The 17994-nt window shown below is 55.6% G+C and carries 10 protein-coding genes and 3 rRNA genes; all 13 read left to right on the top strand.

What is annotated here, in order from left to right:
* Positions 1-168: 168 nt before the first annotated feature.
* The 13 genes from LPB405_RS02045 (at position 169) to LPB405_RS01985 (ending at position 17913) form a co-directional block, all read left to right on the top strand.
* Positions 169-966, top strand: a complete 798-nt coding sequence (locus LPB405_RS02045; protein WP_219101740.1) for a hypothetical protein — start codon at positions 169-171, stop codon at positions 964-966.
* A gap of 406 nt (positions 967-1372) precedes the next feature.
* On the top strand, positions 1373-1858 hold the full coding sequence (locus tag LPB405_RS02040; RefSeq protein WP_049345349.1) for an arginine repressor: 486 nt from the start codon (positions 1373-1375) through the stop codon (positions 1856-1858).
* 153 nt (positions 1859-2011) lie between these two features.
* A complete protein-coding gene (locus LPB405_RS02035) occupies positions 2012-3616 on the top strand; it encodes an AMP-binding protein (protein WP_219101739.1) in 1605 nt (534 codons plus the stop codon).
* A gap of 134 nt (positions 3617-3750) precedes the next feature.
* Complete coding sequence (locus LPB405_RS02030) at positions 3751-4326, top strand: adenine phosphoribosyltransferase (protein WP_044150631.1); 576 nt, start codon at positions 3751-3753, stop codon at positions 4324-4326.
* Positions 4327-4529: 203 nt separating this feature from the next.
* Positions 4530-6824 (top strand): HelD family protein, encoded by a 2295-nt coding sequence (locus LPB405_RS02025; protein WP_219101738.1) that lies wholly within the window; start codon positions 4530-4532, stop codon positions 6822-6824.
* Between the two features lie 167 nt (positions 6825-6991).
* Complete coding sequence (gene tyrS / locus LPB405_RS02020; RefSeq protein ID WP_219101737.1) at positions 6992-8296, top strand: tyrosine--tRNA ligase; 1305 nt, start codon at positions 6992-6994, stop codon at positions 8294-8296.
* Positions 8297-9232: 936 nt separating this feature from the next.
* A 16S ribosomal RNA gene (locus tag LPB405_RS02015) occupies positions 9233-10760 on the top strand.
* A 306-nt stretch (positions 10761-11066) separates the two neighbouring features.
* Positions 11067-14158 (top strand): 23S ribosomal RNA (locus tag LPB405_RS02010).
* A 58-nt stretch (positions 14159-14216) separates the two neighbouring features.
* A 5S ribosomal RNA gene (rrf, locus tag LPB405_RS02005) occupies positions 14217-14333 on the top strand.
* The 16S, 23S and 5S rRNA genes sit together here, the layout of an rRNA operon.
* Positions 14334-14589: 256 nt before the next feature.
* Complete coding sequence (locus LPB405_RS02000) at positions 14590-15711, top strand: hypothetical protein (RefSeq protein ID WP_219101736.1); 1122 nt, start codon at positions 14590-14592, stop codon at positions 15709-15711.
* 188 nt (positions 15712-15899) lie between these two features.
* The gene (locus LPB405_RS01995; protein WP_219101735.1) at positions 15900-16937 is read left to right on the top strand and encodes an HAD-IIA family hydrolase; all 1038 of its coding nucleotides are present in this window, start codon (positions 15900-15902) and stop codon (positions 16935-16937) included.
* Positions 16930-17097 carry a GTPase gene (locus LPB405_RS01990; RefSeq protein ID WP_219101734.1) on the top strand — a complete coding sequence of 56 codons (168 nt, stop codon included), beginning with the start codon at positions 16930-16932 and terminating at the stop codon, positions 17095-17097. The genes LPB405_RS01995 and LPB405_RS01990 overlap by 8 nt, the downstream gene beginning before the upstream one ends.
* Positions 17098-17184: 87 nt before the next feature.
* A complete protein-coding gene (locus LPB405_RS01985; protein WP_219101733.1) occupies positions 17185-17913 on the top strand; it encodes a TlyA family RNA methyltransferase in 729 nt (242 codons plus the stop codon).
* Positions 17914-17994: the final 81 nt, after the last annotated feature.

Genomic DNA, 17994 nt, shown 5'->3' with positions numbered 1-17994 from the left:
GCTTAGTGCTGACGGGGTGGGAGTTGTTGGCTCCCACCCCGTAGCTTTTGGCGTTGCGTGGTGGGTTTACCTGTTGAGTTGGTTTTTGAAGCGTTGATAAGCGCTTTCATTGGTGAACTCATGTGGTTATGGGTACCCTAGAAGATAGATGAAGTGAGGGAGAGAGTAATGGCTAATCGAGAGAACTCGCGCGAACAGGATGAGCTGTCGCAGTCTACTGAGGTCGAAGAAACCTACTTTGAGGATTCCCAGTACGATGATTCTCAGTACGATGACTCTGAGTATGAAGATTCTGAGTATGAGGAGTACGACGAGTACGAGGATTACGACGATGAGGAAGAGAACTCCTCCCTTTTCGCGATGAGTGAGGAAGAGCTGGATGACCGTCCGGGCGTGAACTGGCTGTCGGTTCTTTCTGCTGTCGTTGCGGTTATTCTTTCCATTATTTTGGCTGTTGTGGGTGTTCGTGCTTTTGCGTCGGTGAATAATAACGCTGAGTATGCTGGCAAGAGCTGGGTTGTTCAGGGCACTTATCAGGATTTGACTCCTGACCTGATTACGAAGGGTAATGTGGCTCGTTATAAGGGCAACCTGCCGGCTGATGACGCGCTGAACGGTAAGACGTATGTGTCGAACCTGAAGGATAAGTATCAAGTGACTTCGGGTGCTCCGATTGAGTTCCGTGGTTCGCAGACTGGTGACGTTCCTTCGGAGTTCCCGCGTGAGGTAGACGGCCTGTTGGTGGAGAAGAACGGTAGCCTTGAGGTTGTGTATACCGCTGAGAAGGGCACGCTGAAGCCTGTGACTGAGGCAAGCGTAAATGCTGAGCGTTTTGCCGGTATCGCAAGTATTGTTGGTGCGGTGCTGGTGCTTCTGCTGGGTATGGGTTTTGCTGTGTGGCTGAACCGCCGTTCGCGCGATGTCGAGTATGAGGACCTGGATGGTCTGGTGGAGGATGAGCGCTAGGCGTTTCTGAATCTTGCGGATTGACCGGTTGACGTTTTGTTGAGGGAGCCTGGGAGCCTGTTTCTGGCGCACATGATGTTGCTGGAGGCGGGCTCCTTTTTCGCGCTCGCCTACCGGAGGTCTCTTGACCGGCGCAGCGCACCAGTCCACAATGTTCTTGCACGCTATGCATTCATTGCGAGGTTATGCGCCCGAATGTGTAGATACACGCTACATTCGCGGCATTTTGCGTGACAGTTGGTGAGATAAACCCTGAAATTTCCCCCATATCTTGGAATAATCCATATTTGGTGCGCATATTTATGTGCATATGTATTATCTTGGGTAGTAAAGAATGTTGCGCTGCGCCACCGTTGGGCAGCTCCGTTCTGAATTCGTGATTGGCACCGTAGGAAGAAGAGATATTATGCCTTTCCCCTCGACCAAGATCGCGCGTCAGGCACGCATCGTTGAATTGCTGCAGACCCGACGTGTCCGCTCCCAGGCTGAACTGGCGCAGTACCTGGCCGATGATGGTATGAAGGTTACTCAGGCGACCCTTTCCCGTGATCTTGTTGAAATTGGCGCTGAGCGCATCCGTGATGAAGGCGCCGGCTTGATTTATGCTGTGCCGAATTACCCTGCTCGTCGTGGCGGCGGTACTGCACCTGATGCCCGTATGATTTCCCTGTTTAAGGAACTGCTGATTACCGCTGAGGGTTCGGCAAATATTACGGTTCTGCGTACTCCTCCGGGTGCTGCGCAGTTCTTGGCGTCGTCTATTGATCAGGGCGGTCTTGAAGCGATTATGGGCACTATTGCCGGTGACGATACGGTAATAGTGATTACTCGTGACCCCAATGGTGGGGCTGCGCTTGCCGAGAGCTTCTTGGATTGGTCTGCTGCTCAGTAGTAGCTGGGGCGTATCTTGCGCTGTTCTTCTGATATTTCGGGGGGAGCGGTTGAAGGTACGCCCTTCTGCTGTCTTCGGGTTCTTTGCCGGGCTTCTAGCTCGTCTTCTCCTTTTCTAGATATACCGATTTTTCTGTGGTGAGAGTTTTCTATCATGTCTGAAATACACGATTCAGCGAACAATATTGCCTACCTTTTGGCTGAGGCTGCTTCTGGTTCGGGGGCTAAGACAGCTTTGGCGATTCCGGCTTCTGAATCTGCTGATATGCGGGTGGTGAGCTACGCGCAGTTGGCGTCTGCGGCCGCGCAGGTTCAGCGTCATTTGGCGGCGCTCGGTGTTGAGCGTGGTGACCGTGTGGCGTTGTCTATGCCGAATGTGGCGTTGATGCCTGCACTGTATTACGGCATTGTGGCTGCGGGTGCGATTTGTGTTCCGTTGAATCCGCTGTTGTCGGGTGCTGAGCTGGAGTATCATCTGCGCGATAGCGGGGCGAAGGTGCTTTTTGCGTTTGCGGGTACTCGTCTGGCGTCGGAGGCATCCTCGACGGTGCTGGTGAAGAACGGTTCGGTTCGTTGCGAGATTTTCACCGGGGGAGAGGGCTCGCCGGTGGCTCCTTTTGACGTGCCTGCCGATAGCGCGCTGTCGGCTACTGATTCGTCGGATGCTGTTCTGGAGCCTGTCCCGGTGGCGGCGAGCGACCCGGCGATTATTCTGTACACTTCGGGTACGACGGGCAAACCGAAGGGTGCGACGCTGACCCACGCGAATATCCTCTCGAATGCTCGTAGCTGCGTGAGCGTTTTTGGTTTTACCGCTGAGGACGTCATTTTTGGTGGCCTTCCGCTGTTCCACGCGTTTGGTCAGACGGTGTCGATGAACGCGGCGTTTGCGGCGTCGGCTACGGTGGCTTTGCTGCCGCGTTTTACCCCTGATGGTGCGCTGAATCTGATTGAGAGTGCTGGGGTGTCGGTGTTGGCTGCGGTCCCGAGCATGTATGTGTCGTTAGCGGCGGCGCTGGAGGCTGAGCCTGAGCGTACGCGCTCGCTGCGTGGTCGCATCCGTTTCGGCATTTCGGGTGGTTCGCCGTTGCCTGCGCCGGTGCATTCTGCGTTGAAAACGCTGATTGAGTGCCCGGTGTATGAGGGCTACGGTTTGAGTGAGACGTCGCCGGTGGTTTCGTTTAATCAGGCGGAGTTTGGCATGGTGCTCGGTTCGGTGGGTCGTGTGCTGCCGGGTGTGCAGGTGCAGGTCCGTTGCCCGCAAGGTTCCGAGTGCGCGCCGGGTGTGAGCGGTCAGCTGTGGGTGCGCGGTGAGAACGTAATGGCTGGCTACTGGAATAATCCGGCGGCTACTGCTGAGGTTTTTGACGGCGAATGGTTTGCGACCGGCGATGTTGCTCGTGTTGATGAGCAGGGCAATATTTTTATTGTGGATCGTATTAAAGACATGGTTCTGCGTAACGGCTATTCGGTGTATCCGCGTGAGATTGAGGATGTTCTCTATACCCATGAGCATGTGCAGTCGGTAGCGGTATTGGGTGTGCCGGATGAGCGCGTGGGCGAGGAGGTTGTCGCCGTGGTGATGCCGCGTCCGGGTGCTGATGAGGGTGTGTTGCATGCGGAGTTGAATGCGTTGGCGCGTACTCGTTTGGCGGCGTATAAGTATCCTCGCCGCTACGTGATGGTGGAGAGCATGCCGCTGGGGCCGACCGGCAAGATTCTTAAGCGTGACTTGCGGGTTGTGATTCAGAGAGGCTAATCCCGGCAGATGGTTCTTGTCGCTCATCTGAGGACAAGCGCGGGTGAAGAGGGTAGAATTTTGTAGGCGGCTTCTACCGCGTTATTGTTCCCGGGTAATTTTTCCGGGGCTATCCCCTTCACGAAAGAGAGAGCATGAGCGTTCCCGCTTCTGAGGCTTCGCGAACCCCTATTGAGCAGTTGATTCCGACTGCTTGCGCTACGATTCCGAATTACCCGCATGAGGGTATCCTCTTTTACGATGTGACCACTCTCTTCGCTGATGCTGAGGTGTTCAAGGCGTGCATTGATGAGCTGGCTGCTCGTTTTGATGGTCAGTTTGATGTGGTGGCTGGTGTTGAGGCTCGCGGTTTCTTGCTGGCTTCTGCGCTCGCGTACGCTACGGGCACTGGCATTATGACGGTTCGTAAGGCGGGTAAGCTTCCGCGTGAGACGTACCGTGAGGAGTATGCGCTGGAGTACGGTAGCGCCGCGATCGAGATTCACTGTAGTGATTTCGCGCCGGGCACCCGTGTTCTTCTGCTGGATGATCTGCTGGCGACTGGCGGTACTCTGGTGGCTGCCGCGAAGTTGGTGGAGCGCGCGAACCTGAAGGTTGCCGGCGTTGGTGCTCTTCTGGAGCTGGAGGGCCTGGGCGGTCGTGAGGCGCTGGACGGTTACCGTCTTGAGACGCTGAGCTTGGTCTCTGAGTACCCGCTGCCGTCGAAGTAGTTTTATAGAGTTTGAGGCGTACCGTCCTTTGGGCGTGTGCAGCTGATATTGATGAGGGGTGCCCCGCCGGTTGAGCCGGTGGGGCACTTTTCTGTGGGGGTAATATTTCGGCGCTACGGAGCCTGTCCTGTAAAATAGTGACCCGTATTTTTGGGTGCCTGTCGCACCCTGTCTTTGAGACACCATAGGTTTAAGGAGCTTACGTGTCATCTGAATCTTTGCCCCAGCAGTCTGCTGATTCTTCGGCGGCTGAGAAGCTGTTTGCTGAGCAGATGGCTGCGGAGCGTGAGTATGTTGCTCGCGTATATGCCCGTCTGGATGAGCTCCGTGAGGAGACGGCTGAGAAGCTGGCTGCTGTGCGTAAGAATCAGGCGGTGGGCGGTCATCAGAACCGTTCGGAGCGTGACTCTTTTGCTACTCACTATGAAGATCGTTTGGCGCAGCTGAATGCTGTGGATTCTCGTCTGACCTTTGGTCGTTTGGATATGGACCGTGAGGGCACTGATGCGGTGCGCTATATCGGTCGTATTGGTATTACGGATAGCAATCAGCAGCGTCTGCTGATGGACTGGCGTGCCCCGGAGGCGGGTACGTTCTATCAGGCGACTGCTTTCCACCCCATGGGTGTGCGCCGCCGCCGTCACCTGATGCTTGAGGGCCGCACTGTCGTAAATATTGAGGATGAGGTCTTTGATACTCAGATGCTGCAGGATGAGGACACCCTCCACGGTGAGGGTGCTCTGCTGGCGGCGTTGAACAAGAAGCGTACCGGCCGCATGGGCGATATTGTGGCGACGATTCAGGCTGAGCAGGATGCGATTATCCGCTCGGAGCTGCCGGGTGTGCGTGTTGTGCAGGGTGGTCCGGGTACCGGTAAGACTGCTGTGGCGCTGCATCGTGCGGCGTACCTGCTGTACACGAACCGTGAGCGCCTGTCGAAGGCTGGCGTGCTGGTGGTTGGCCCCTCGAATTCGTTCATGTGGTACATCGAGCGTGTGCTTCCGTCGCTGGGTGAGACCGGCGTGGTGATGTCTTCGTTGGCGACCCTGTATCCGGGTCTGCGTGCTGTGCCTGAGAAGGACCGCGCGGTTGCCGCGTTGAAGGGCGATTTGCGCATGGTGAAGGTTATTAAGTGTGCGGTGGCGGATCGTCAGAAGGTGCCGGCTCAGGTTCAGCGTCTGAATGTTGAGGGTACTGATGTTGAGCTGACTCCGGAGATGGTTCGTTCGGCTCGTTCTCGTGCTCGTTCGACGGGCAAGCCGCATAATGAGGCTCGTGAGACGTTCGTGAAGATTCTGTTGAAGGAGCTGACTGCGAAGCTGGATGATCAGCTGAACCGTGCGGCGGGTCGTGTGGTGGAGCGTCCGTATCTGCAGGATGATGTGCGTGCCTCGATGGATGTGCGCCGTGCCTTGAATCTGGCGTGGATGCCGCTGTCGCCTGAGACTCTGTTGCGCTCGCTGTTTTCGAAGCCGCACTATCTGGAGTCTGCGACTCGTGAGCTGTCGAAGGCTGAGCGTGAGCTGTTGGCTCGCCCGGCGGATGCCCCTTTCACGGAGGCTGATGTTCCTCTGTTGGATGAGGCTGCTGAGCTTTTGGGTGATTTTTCGAAGGTGACCGGTGCGGCTGCTGCGGCTCGTGCTGCGGCGGAGCATCGCGCGAACCTTGAGAACGCTGCGAAGGCGCTGGAGAATGTTCACCAGTCGCTGGAGGATATTGGCGCTGATGGCGTGATTACTCCTGAGCAGATTGCGATGATGAATGAGGTTCGTGGCGAGCGTATGACCGCTGCGGCTGCGGCGTCGGCTGATCGTACGTGGGCGTATGGCCATATTGTGGTGGATGAGGCTCAGGAGCTCTCGCCCATGCAGTGGCGTCTGCTGATGCGTCGTTGCCCGATGAAGTCGTTCACGATTGTGGGCGATATTGCTCAGGCTTCTTCTGCTGCGGCTGCTTCCTCGTGGTCGCAGGCGTTGGAGCCGTTTGTGGGTGAGCGCTTCACTCTGGAGGAGCTGACGATTAATTACCGTACTCCGGCGCAGATTGCTGAGGCGGCGGTGTCGGTTGCGCAGGCTGCTGGCTATGAGGTGTCTGCGCCTCGTGCGGTGCGTGAGGGTCGTTGGGCTCCGCTGGTTCATGAGGTTGCCTCCGAGTCTGTCGTGGAGCAGACCGTGTCTGTGGTCAGCGAGGAGGTCGCTCATTCGGGTGGCGCTCTGATTGGTGTGGTGTGCCCGCCGAGTCTGTATGTTCAGACGGCTCAGGCTGTGGCTCGTGCTCATGCTGATCGTACGGGTACCGCGCAGACTGCGTTGGAGAATCAGGTGCTGGTTCTGACTCCGTGGGAGGCGAAGGGCCTTGAGTTTGATGTTGTGGTGATTGTTGAGCCGCAGCAGCTGATTGATGATGCTGATGGTGCTGTGGGTGATTTGTACGTGTCGATGACTCGTCCGACTCAGCGCCTGCACATGGTGGGTTCGCGGATGCCCGCGGGCCTGTAAGCCTTGTGGCTTGTGTAGCCTCTATCTGTTATTTCTTTGAGCCGGTGCCGCACCGGTTTGGGCGCTCGCTTGGGTTTTTCTGAGCGTTTGGGCTGGTGCGGTGCTAGGCTTGTTACATATTTTGTTCGAGCGCCTTCGGGCGTTGTTACCTTGTGAATGGGAGAAGCATGTCTGCCGAGATCCTCAACGCGCAGCATAATGACGATACCTTCGAGAATATTTGGCAGGAGCTGAAGTGGCGCGGCCTGGTGCACGTGAGCACTGATGAGGCTGCTCTGGAGAAGGCGCTGAGCGAGGAGAGCCTGACTTTCTATACGGGTTATGATCCGACTGCGGCTTCTTTGCACCTGGGTCACCTGGTGCAGCTGCTGGTGATGCGTCGTCTGCAGCTGGCTGGTCACAAGCCGCTGGGTCTGGTGGGCGGTTTCACTGGTTTGATTGGTGATCCGCGTCAGACTTCTGAGCGTGTGCTGAACTCTCCTGAGGTTGTTGCTGAGTGGGTTAAGTCTCTGCGTGCTCAGATTGAGCGTTTCCTCTCTTTCGAGGGTGAGAACGCTGCTCGTATGGTGAATAACCTGGACTGGAGCGGTCAGATGTCTGCTCTGCAGTTGCTGCGCGATGTTGGTAAGCATTTCCGCGTGGGCACCATGGTGAAGAAGGAGATTGTTGCGAAGCGCCTGAACTCTGATGAGGGCATTTCGTACACCGAGTTCTCGTACCAGATTCTGCAGGGCCTGGACTTCTTGGAGCTGAACCGTCGTTTCGGTTGTACTCTGCAGACCGGTGGTTCTGATCAGTGGGGTAACCTGACGAGCGGTACTGAGCTGATTCGTAAGGTGGAGGGTAAGAGCGTTCACGCTATTGGTACTCCGCTGATTACTAACTCTGATGGCACTAAGTTCGGTAAGAGCGAGGGTAACGCTATTTGGTTGAACCCGCAGATGTGCTCGCCGTACGCGTTCTACCAGTTCTGGCTGAACACCGCGGATGCGGATGTGCTGGATCGCCTGAAGGTCTTCACCTTCCTGACCCGCGCTGAGATTGCCGAGTTCGCCGAGAAGGTTGAGAAGGAGCCGTTTAAGCGTGAGGCTCAGAAGACTCTGGCGTACCTGGTGACTTCGCTGGTGCACGGCACCGAGGCTACTGATCAGGCTGTTGCTGCTTCGGAGGCTCTGTTCGGTAAGGGCGATTTCGCTGCTCTGGATGAGGCTACCCTGGAGTCTGTGGTTGCTGAGCTTCCTTCGGCTAAGCTACCCGAGGACCGCCTGGACATGATTTCTGTTCTGACTGAGCTGGGCTTTGCGAAGTCTAACTCTGAGGCTCGTCGCATTCTGAAGGAGGGCGGCGCTTCGGTGAACGGCGTGAAGGTTCAGGGCGAGGACGCAGCGATTTCTAAGAATGATCTGCTGCACGGTCGTTTTGCGATGGTTCGCCGTGGCAAGAAGAACCAGGGCGCTGTAGAGCTGATTTAGTCTTCTCGATACATATAGATGGGGAGGGGTTCTTCTCTGCTGAGTGTTTAGTGCTGAGTGTTCGGTACTGAATGTTCGGTGGGGGAGTGCCCCTCCTTTTCTGTTCCCTATATACACAGAGCCCCTCCGTCAGGAGGGGCTCTTCTTGTATCGTTCTGCTGCCCTCTGTCTCTGGGGTTTCTTGGTTTGTCTTTGTTGGCGAGGGCTTTGGGCGCCTTTCGACCCTGTTTTGGGGCTCCAGCGAGGGGAATTCGCAGATTTTTGAGGTTTCTAGAAGTTTTTTGAAGATTTTTTACCACCCATAAAACGCACTGACTAGGCATTTTGATGTTTGTGAGGGTGTTTGAGACCCTTTCAAGGCCCCACTTGTGGTTCACTTCACCCTATTTCGGGTTGCAGGGCTGTTTGGTGGTCTGTATAGTTGTATGAGTCGCCGCGGCGAGGAGGAAAAAACGAAGAGTTTTCTTCGGTGTTTCTCCTAGTCGGAAGCGGTTGAATATCTTTCAATTGTATAGTGTTTTGGTTTCTTGCTTAGAAGAATCTCAGGTTGCCTGTTGGTGATGGTGGAGGAGTTTAGGGAAGAAACATTGTGGTGTGAATCACGGAAAACGGATTTGCATGGCAAACAAGACGCTGGTATAGTTGATTGAGTTGTCGCGGGAACGCGGTAACAATGAAAATAACATGAATGACCGTTCAACGGTAAGGCTTCCTTCGAATGAAGGGGTTGAGGTGTTGAATCGGTGTGTTGCTTGAGAACTCAATAGTGTGCTTTGTTCAATAAAATCACCGAATGGTGATGGAAACTGAAACTAATACCAAATATTTATTGATATTTGATAATCATCAAATGGTTTCAAATTTAGTCAGCTTGAGTCACGCACCCCCGTGTGTGATTCGCTGTTTGAGATCAGATTATCAAGCTTTTCTATTTTTTCAACGGAGAGTTTGATTCTGGCTCAGGACGAACGCTGGCGGCGTGCTTAACACATGCAAGTCGAACGATGAAGCCTAGCTTGCTAGGTGGATTAGTGGCGAACGGGTGAGTAATACGTGAGTAACCTACCTTTAACTCTGGGATAAGCCCGGGAAACTGGGTCTAATACCGGATACGACCAATCTCCGCATGGGGTGTTGGTGGAAAGCGTTATGTAGTGGTTATAGATGGGCTCACGGCCTATCAGCTTGTTGGTGAGGTAACGGCTCACCAAGGCGACGACGGGTAGCCGGCCTGAGAGGGTGACCGGCCACACTGGGACTGAGACACGGCCCAGACTCCTACGGGAGGCAGCAGTGGGGAATATTGCACAATGGGCGCAAGCCTGATGCAGCGACGCCGCGTGAGGGATGACGGCCTTCGGGTTGTAAACCTCTGTTAGCAGGGAAGAAGAGAGATTGACGGTACCTGCAGAGAAAGCGCCGGCTAACTACGTGCCAGCAGCCGCGGTAATACGTAGGGCGCGAGCGTTGTCCGGAATTATTGGGCGTAAAGAGCTTGTAGGCGGTTTGTCGCGTCTGCTGTGAAAGGCCGGGGCTTAACTCCGTGTATTGCAGTGGGTACGGGCAGACTAGAGTGCAGTAGGGGAGACTGGAATTCCTGGTGTAGCGGTGGAATGCGCAGATATCAGGAGGAACACCGATGGCGAAGGCAGGTCTCTGGGCTGTAACTGACGCTGAGAAGCGAAAGCATGGGGAGCGAACAGGATTAGATACCCTGGTAGTCCATGCCGTAAACGTTGGGCACTAGGTGTGGGGGACATTCCACGTTTTCCGCGCCGTAGCTAACGCATTAAGTGCCCCGCCTGGGGAGTACGGCCGCAAGGCTAAAACTCAAAGAAATTGACGGGGGCCCGCACAAGCGGCGGAGCATGCGGATTAATTCGATGCAACGCGAAGAACCTTACCAAGGCTTGACATATACTGGACCGCATCAGAGATGGTGTTTCCCTTCGGGGCTGGTATACAGGTGGTGCATGGTTGTCGTCAGCTCGTGTCGTGAGATGTTGGGTTAAGTCCCGCAACGAGCGCAACCCTCGTTCTATGTTGCCAGCACGTTATGGTGGGGACTCATAGGAGACTGCCGGGGTCAACTCGGAGGAAGGTGGGGATGACGTCAAATCATCATGCCCCTTATGTCTTGGGCTTCACGCATGCTACAATGGCCGGTACAGAGGGTTGCGATACTGTGAGGTGGAGCTAATCCCTAAAAGCCGGTCTCAGTTCGGATTGGGGTCTGCAACTCGACCCCATGAAGTCGGAGTCGCTAGTAATCGCAGATCAGCAACGCTGCGGTGAATACGTTCCCGGGCCTTGTACACACCGCCCGTCAAGTCACGAAAGTTGGTAACACCCAAAGCCGGTGGCCTAACCTTTTTGGAGGGAGCCGTCTAAGGTGGGATTGGCGATTGGGACTAAGTCGTAACAAGGTAGCCGTACCGGAAGGTGCGGCTGGATCACCTCCTTTCTAAGGAGCACATTTAGTTGGCCATGCTACCCGCGAGTGTCGGGTGGGTGGTTTTGCTCATGGGTGGAATGTTGGTTTTGGGTTGGATGAGGCGCATTGTTGGGTTTTGGGGTAACACGTGTGTGTTGTTCCTTTGTTTGCCTGGCATGGTGATGATGCAAGTGTTTTTGTTTGTGTTGTTGTTGTGTTGTGGGTTGTTGTTTGAGAACTATATAGTGGACGCGAGCATCTTCTGGAATTTGCGTTGAATCAATGCTTTGGTGTTGGTTTGATTGTTGATTTTAGATTCTTATTTTTCTTGATTGTGTGTAAGTTATTAAGGGCACACGGTGGATGCCTTGGCATTAAGAGCCGATGAAGGACGTGTGAATCTGCGATAAGCCTCGGGGAGCCGATAACTGGGCTGTGATCCGAGGATTTCCGAATGGGGAAACCTGGCTCATCTTCATGGTGAGTTACCGCCAGCTGAATGTATAGGCTGGTTGGGGGGAACGCGGGGAAGTGAAACATCTCAGTACCCGCAGGAAGAGAAAATAAAGTAATGATTCTGTGAGTAGTGGCGAGCGAAAGCGGAAGAGACTAAACCTGTGGTGTGTGATAGCGGTTAGGCGTTGCATCATGGGGGTTGTGGGAGTCACAGTGGCAGTTCTAACTGGCTGCCGGCATGATGTTCAGGATGGTAGGTGAACGACTTGGAATGGTCGGCCGTAGAGGGTGAGAGTCCCGTAATCGAAATTGTTCTGTCCGTGGTGTGGCCACCCGAGTAGCACGGGGCTCGTGGAATCTCGTGTGAATCTGCCAGGACCACCTGGTAAGTCTAAATACTTCTTAGTGACCGATAGTGAATCAGTACCGTGAGGGAATGGTGAAAAGTACCCCGGGAGGGGAGTGAAATAGTACCTGAAACCGTGTGCTTACAAGCCGTTGGAGCCTTTTGGGGTGACAGCGTGCCTTTTGAAGAATGAGCCTGCGAGTTAGTGTTATGTCGCGAGGTTAACCCGTGTGGGGTATCCGTAGCGAAAGCGAGTCTGAATAGGGCGTTTGAGTGGCATGACCTAGACCCGAAGCGGAGTGATCTATCCATGGCCAGGTTGAAGCGACGGTAAGACGTCGTGGAGGACCGAACCCACTTCAGTTGAAAATGGAGGGGATGAGCTGTGGATAGGGGTGAAAGGCCAATCAAACTCTGTGATAGCTGGTTCTCCCCGAAATGCATTTAGGTGCAGCGTTACGTGTTTCTTGCCGGAGGTAGAGCTACTGGATGGCCGATGGGCCTTCACGGGTTACTGACGTCAGCTAAACTCCGAATGCCGGTAAGTGAGAGCGTAGCAGTGAGACAGTGGGGGATAAGCTTCATTGTCGAGAGGGAAACAGCCCAGACCACCAACTAAGGCCCCTAAGCGTGTGCTAAGTGGGAAAGGATGTGGAGTTGCTTAGACAACCAGGAGGTTGGCTTAGAAGCAGCCATCCTTGAAAGAGTGCGTAACAGCTCACTGGTCAAGTGATTCTGCGCCGATAATGTAGCGGGGCTCAAGTACACCGCCGAAGTTGTGGCAATGACCCTTTGGGGTTGTTGGGTAGGGGAGCGTCGTGTGGCCGGTGAAGCTGCGGTGTAAACCAGTGGTGGAGGCTATGCGAGTGAGAATGCAGGCATGAGTAGCGAAAGATGAGTGAGAAACTCATCCGCCGGATGATCAAGGGTTCCAGGGTCAAGTTAATCTGCCCTGGGTTAGTCGGGGCCTAAGGCGAGGCCGACAGGCGTAGTCGATGGATAACGGGTTGATATTCCCGTACCGGTGAAAAACCGCCCATACTGATATTGTGATGCTAACCATGCGAAGCATGATGTGCAGGCTTTTGTTTGTGTGTTGTGTGGGTTGTGGGACCCGATCTTTGGAGGTAAACGTGTTAACAGGTGTGACGCAGGAAGGTAGCCAAGCCACGCGATGGTTGTCGTGGTCTAAGCGTGTAGGGTTGTCGGTTGTTAAATGCGCCGGCTGTGTGCCTGAGACGTGATGGGACCCCGTTTTTGGGGGATTTGGTGATCCTATGCTGCCGAGAAAAGCATCGGCGTGAGGTTTTAGCCGCCCGTACCCTAAACCGACACAGGTGATCAGGTAGAGAATACTAAGGCGATCGAGAGAATCATGGTTAAGGAACTCGGCAAAATGCCCCCGTAACTTCGGGAGAAGGGGGACCTTGAGCGTGATGGGCATTTGCTGCCTGGAGCGTGTATGGGTCGCAGAGACCAGGGGGAAGCGACTGTTTATCAAAAACACAGGTCCGTGCGAAGTCGTAAGACGATGTATACGGACTGACTCCTGCCCGGTGCTGGAAGGTTAAGAGGATTGGTTAGCCTTTTTTGGGCGAAGCTGAGAATTTAAGCCCCAGTAAACGGCGGTGGTAACTATAACCATCCTAAGGTAGCGAAATTCCTTGTCGGGTAAGTTCCGACCTGCACGAATGGAGTAACGACTTCCCTACTGTCTCAACCATGAACTCGGCGAAATTGCAGTACGAGTAAAGATGCTCGTTTCGCGCAGCAGGACGGAAAGACCCCGTGACCTTTACTATAGTTTGGTATTGGTGTTTGGTTTGGCTTGTGTAGGATAGGTGGGAGACTGTGAAGCATGGACGCTAGTTTGTGTGGAGTCGTTGTTGAAATACCACTCTGGTCAATCTGGATGTCTAACTTCGGGCCATGATCTGGTTCAGGGACAGTGCCTGATGGGTAGTTTAACTGGGGCGGTTGCCTCCTAAAGTGTAACGGAGGCGCCCAAAGGTTCCCTCAGCCTGGTTGGCAATCAGGTGTTGAGTGTAAGTGCACAAGGGAGCTTGACTGTGAGACTGGCAGGTCGAGCAGGGACGAAAGTCGGGACTAGTGATCCGGCGGTACGTTGTGGAACGGCCGTCGCTCAACGGATAAAAGGTACCTCGGGGATAACAGGCTGATCTTGCCCAAGAGTCCATATCGACGGCATGGTTTGGCACCTCGATGTCGGCTCGTCGCATCCTGGGGCTGGAGTCGGTCCCAAGGGTTGGGCTGTTCGCCCATTAAAGCGGTACGCGAGCTGGGTTCAGAACGTCGTGAGACAGTTCGGTCCCTATCCGCTGCGCGCGTTGGAAATTTGAGAAAGGCTGTCCTTAGTACGAGAGGACCGGGACGGACGAACCTCTGGTATGTCAGTTGTACCGCCAGGTGCATGGCTGATTGGCTACGTTCGGGAGGGATAACCGCTGAAAGCATCTAAGCGGGAAGCCTGTTTCGAGATGAGATTTCCTGGCACTTTTGGTGTGTGAGGCTCCTTATAGATGATGAGGTTGATAGGCCGGGTATGGAAGCGGGGACTGAAGACTCGTGGAGTTGACTGGTACTAATAGGCCGAAGGCTTACTTTTTCGAGATGTTTGTTGTTTGCGTTCACTGTATGGTTTTTGGATAACAATCCCGTAGGTTTGCGGTGATTATAGCAAGAGGGAAACGCCTGGTTCCATTCCGAACCCAGAAGCTAAGACTCTTTGCGCCGATGGTACTGCACTTTTGTGGGTGTGGGAGAGTAGGTTATTGCCGCTTTATTATTCAATAGCCCCGGCTTCGCCGGGGCTATTTTTGTTTGGGGAGGTCGTTAGGCCTCCCCATTTGTCTTTAACATCCCATCAGTACGGGTGCACGGAAGGTGCTCTCTATACTAGAATGGTATGGCTTATGTTTAGGCATTAGCGGGTGTATCTAAGCACCCCTCATAGAGTTGATGCCTCAGGCAGCGGTTCGTCCGAATCGACTGCATACCCTACCCGCCCACACTGGCGGATACCTCCCAAGGAGATTCATGTCTGAGACCCCCCGTCACGAGTCTAACGGCTCCGGCCCCCGCCAGCACCGCAAGAACAGCGGAGGAAAGGACTTCCGCTCCAAGAAGGGCGGCAAGAACTTTGGCGGCAAGGGCGGTTTCAAGCGTAACGACCGCGGAGGCAAGAAGTTCGACGGCCGTCGCTCCGACTCCCGATCCAAGGCACCTCGCTCCAACGGTCCCGAGGCAGAAGCACCTCGCGAAGAAGTACGCAGCATCGGTGGCCGTGCAGGCTATCGCCCCGCAAAGCCCAAGGCGCCGGAAATTGACGATGACATCACCGGTCGCGAGCTGGACGGCGCGACCTTCCGTCAGCTGCGCGCCCTGGAACCTCGCAACGCAGAAACCGTCGCAAAGCACCTCGCCATGGCTGGTCGCTACCTCGACATCGACCCCGAATTCGCGCTGGAACACGCCGTTGCTGCATCCCGCAGCGCAGGCCGTATCGCCGCAGTACGCGAAGCCGTTGGCGTCGCCGCATACGTGGCAGAAGACTTCGAACTGGCACTGCGTGAACTGCGCACCCACCGCCGTATTAGCGGCTCCGTAGACCACCTGGCACTGCTGGTGGACTGCGAACGCGCGCTCGGCCGTCTGCCCAAGGCAATGGAAATGATTGCAGAATTCAAGAAAGAAGAACTGCCTGCTAACGTGCGCGTAGAGCTCGCCATCGTTGAATCCGGCATCCTCAGTGATCAGGGCAAGAAGTCTGAAGCTGTCGTAGCGCTGCAGATTCCTCAGCTGAACCCCAAGCGTGCCTTTGAGTACAGCCCCCGCCTGTTCAGCGCATACTCCGACGCGCTGGCTAACGCAGGCCGTAACCAGGAAGCAGAACGCTGGGCACGCCTCGCCTTTATGGCAGAAGCAGCACTGGGCCAGGGCAACTTCGCAGAACCCGAAATCTTCGACATGTTCGGTGAAGCAGGCCTCTTCGAACAGGAAGAGAAGTCTGTAGAACTCGCTGAGACTGCAGAAGAAGCTGAAGAGACCGCAGAAGCTTCCGCTGAAGAGGAAGCAAACGAAGCTCAGGAAGAAGCAACTGAGGACGAGAAGACCGAAGCTCCCAAGACTGAAGAAGCAGAAGAAACCTCCGCAGAATAAGACTGCAGAGAATCTAAGAATTCTAAATACGTGACCTAAGTGTCAGCGTGAAACCGCTGGACGCCACACCCAAGCAGGGGAGAGCGTTCAGCGGTTTTCTATATAATCGCCCGAAGGCACCAACGCTAGAGTGTCTAACAGGTACGATTAATAGCGACAACCGCCAGAGCCCCCGAGAGGAACACTCTATGACCACGAACGCACTCCTATCCCGCTACGATGCCCTCCTCTCCGATCTAGACGGCGTGGTCTACGCGGGTCCCTTCGCCATCGAAGGGGCACCCGAAGCGCTCAACCGCGCCGAAGAAGAACTCAACGTACCGGTCATCTTCGTCACCAACAACGCATCGCGCTCCGTAGAATCCGTAGCAGAGCACCTGCGTGAACTGGGCGTGCACACCCGAGCAGAACGAGTCGTCAGCTCCGCACAGGCAGGTGCCGCACTGCTCGCACAGCATGTACCCGCAGGCTCCAAGGTACTCATCACCGGCACCGAAGCACTTGCCGACTGCGTTCGTGCAGTAGGCCTCGAAACCGTCCGCAAGGAAGAAGAAGGCCCCGTAGCCGTCATTCAGGGATTCGACCCCAAGATCGGCTGGGAAGACCTCGCGGAAGCCGCCTACACCCTCGCAAACCCCGACATCCTCTGGATTGCAACCAACACCGACCAGAGCATCCCCAAGGAACGAGGCCAGGCACCCGGTAACGGCACCCTCGTAGCAGCCGTGGCAAGCGCAACCCGCCGCACCCCGCTCGTCGCGGGCAAGCCCGAAGCGCCCATCTTCCACACCGCAGCGCAGGCTGTAAACTCCAGCCGCCCCGTCATCGTGGGCGACCGCCTGGACACCGATATTCTCGGCGCCAACAACGCAAAGATGGACGGCGCCCTCGTCCTCACCGGCGTACAGACCTACCAGGATGTCATCGAGGCCGTGCCGAACCAGCGTCCGACCTATATTCTGCGCACCCTCGAGGACTTCTTCGCACCCTACCCCGACATTGAGGTGCTCTACGAAGGGTACGAAGTCATCGCAACCGGCCCCACCTGGCAGGCACGAGTTCGCGGTGAAAACCTCAGCCTGACCGGCCCCGAGATTGAAGATGTCGAAGCATTCGCGGGCAGCGAGAGCGAAGCCGAAGCATGGCGTGTAGCCTGCGCGGCATGGTGGGCAGCAAACCCCGAACAGGGTGCACGCCCCAACATCCAGGGGATTCCCGGTGCCTAAAGAACCGGAGACTAACAACACGGCAGAGGAAAACGCTGAGCTTGACGCAGAATTCGAGCGTCAGCTGGCGGCGACCCTCGCCATGGACCCCGTAGAGCGCGTCAAGCGCCTCGAAACGATGAGTGAGCAGCTGGAGAAGGACCTCGAAAACCTCTCCTAGTTCGCGGCGGTGAACCCTCAGAACAGCAATGCTCTGAGGAGCACTAGATAACCCGTCACCAGACGAGAGAAAGAAGACAAGGACACTGTGCGCCTCGATAAATACCTGGTCGAAGCCGGATTCGTGAGCTCCCGAACCCTCGCCGCAAAACTCATTGCGGCAGGAGACGTGCAAGTCAACGGCAAGGTTGCACGCAAAGCGTCCATGCTCGTGGGACCGGAGGATACCCTCTACGTGTGCCAGAGCGAGCTGACCGAATACGTCAGTCGCGCAGGCCATAAGCTCGCCGGTGCCCTCGACGCGTTCCCCGAGATCAAGGTGGAAGGCAAGCGCTGCCTGGACGCGGGAGCATCCACCGGAGGCTTTACCGACGTGCTACTTCGTCGAGGAGCCGCCCACGTAGCCGCCGTTGACGTAGGACACGGGCAGCTCGTGGACACGCTACGCGAAGAACCGCGAGTTGGCGTGTACGAAGGACTCAACGTTCGCTACATGACGCCCGAAGACATTGGTGGGCAGGTCGAGCTGACGGTTTCTGACCTCTCGTTCATCTCGCTGACCCTGGTCATGGAGGCTCTAGCGAACGCAACCGAAACCGGCGGCGACCTGGTGCTCATGGTCAAGCCGCAGTTCGAGGTCGGCAAACACCGCATTGGACGCGGGGGAGTGGTGCACGAAGAATCCGCCCGCCGTGAAGCAGTGGAAAAAGTCCAGGCGTCTGCGGTAAGCCACGGATTGCGCGTGATGGGTATGGAACCCAGCCCACTCCCCGGACAGGACGGCAACGTAGAGTACTTCCTATGGTGCAAAAAATAAATACGGTGTCGAAAGTAAATATAGTGCCGAAAATAAATAGTGCTAAGGCAGTCTGAGAAAAACCGCTCGGTAACGCAGGAC

Source organism: Rothia mucilaginosa (assembly GCF_019334805.1).
GTDB lineage: Bacteria > Actinomycetota > Actinomycetes > Actinomycetales > Micrococcaceae > Rothia > Rothia mucilaginosa_C.
Note: the sequence above shows the minus strand (reverse complement) of the source record. Positions and strands in the feature narration are given on the sequence as shown.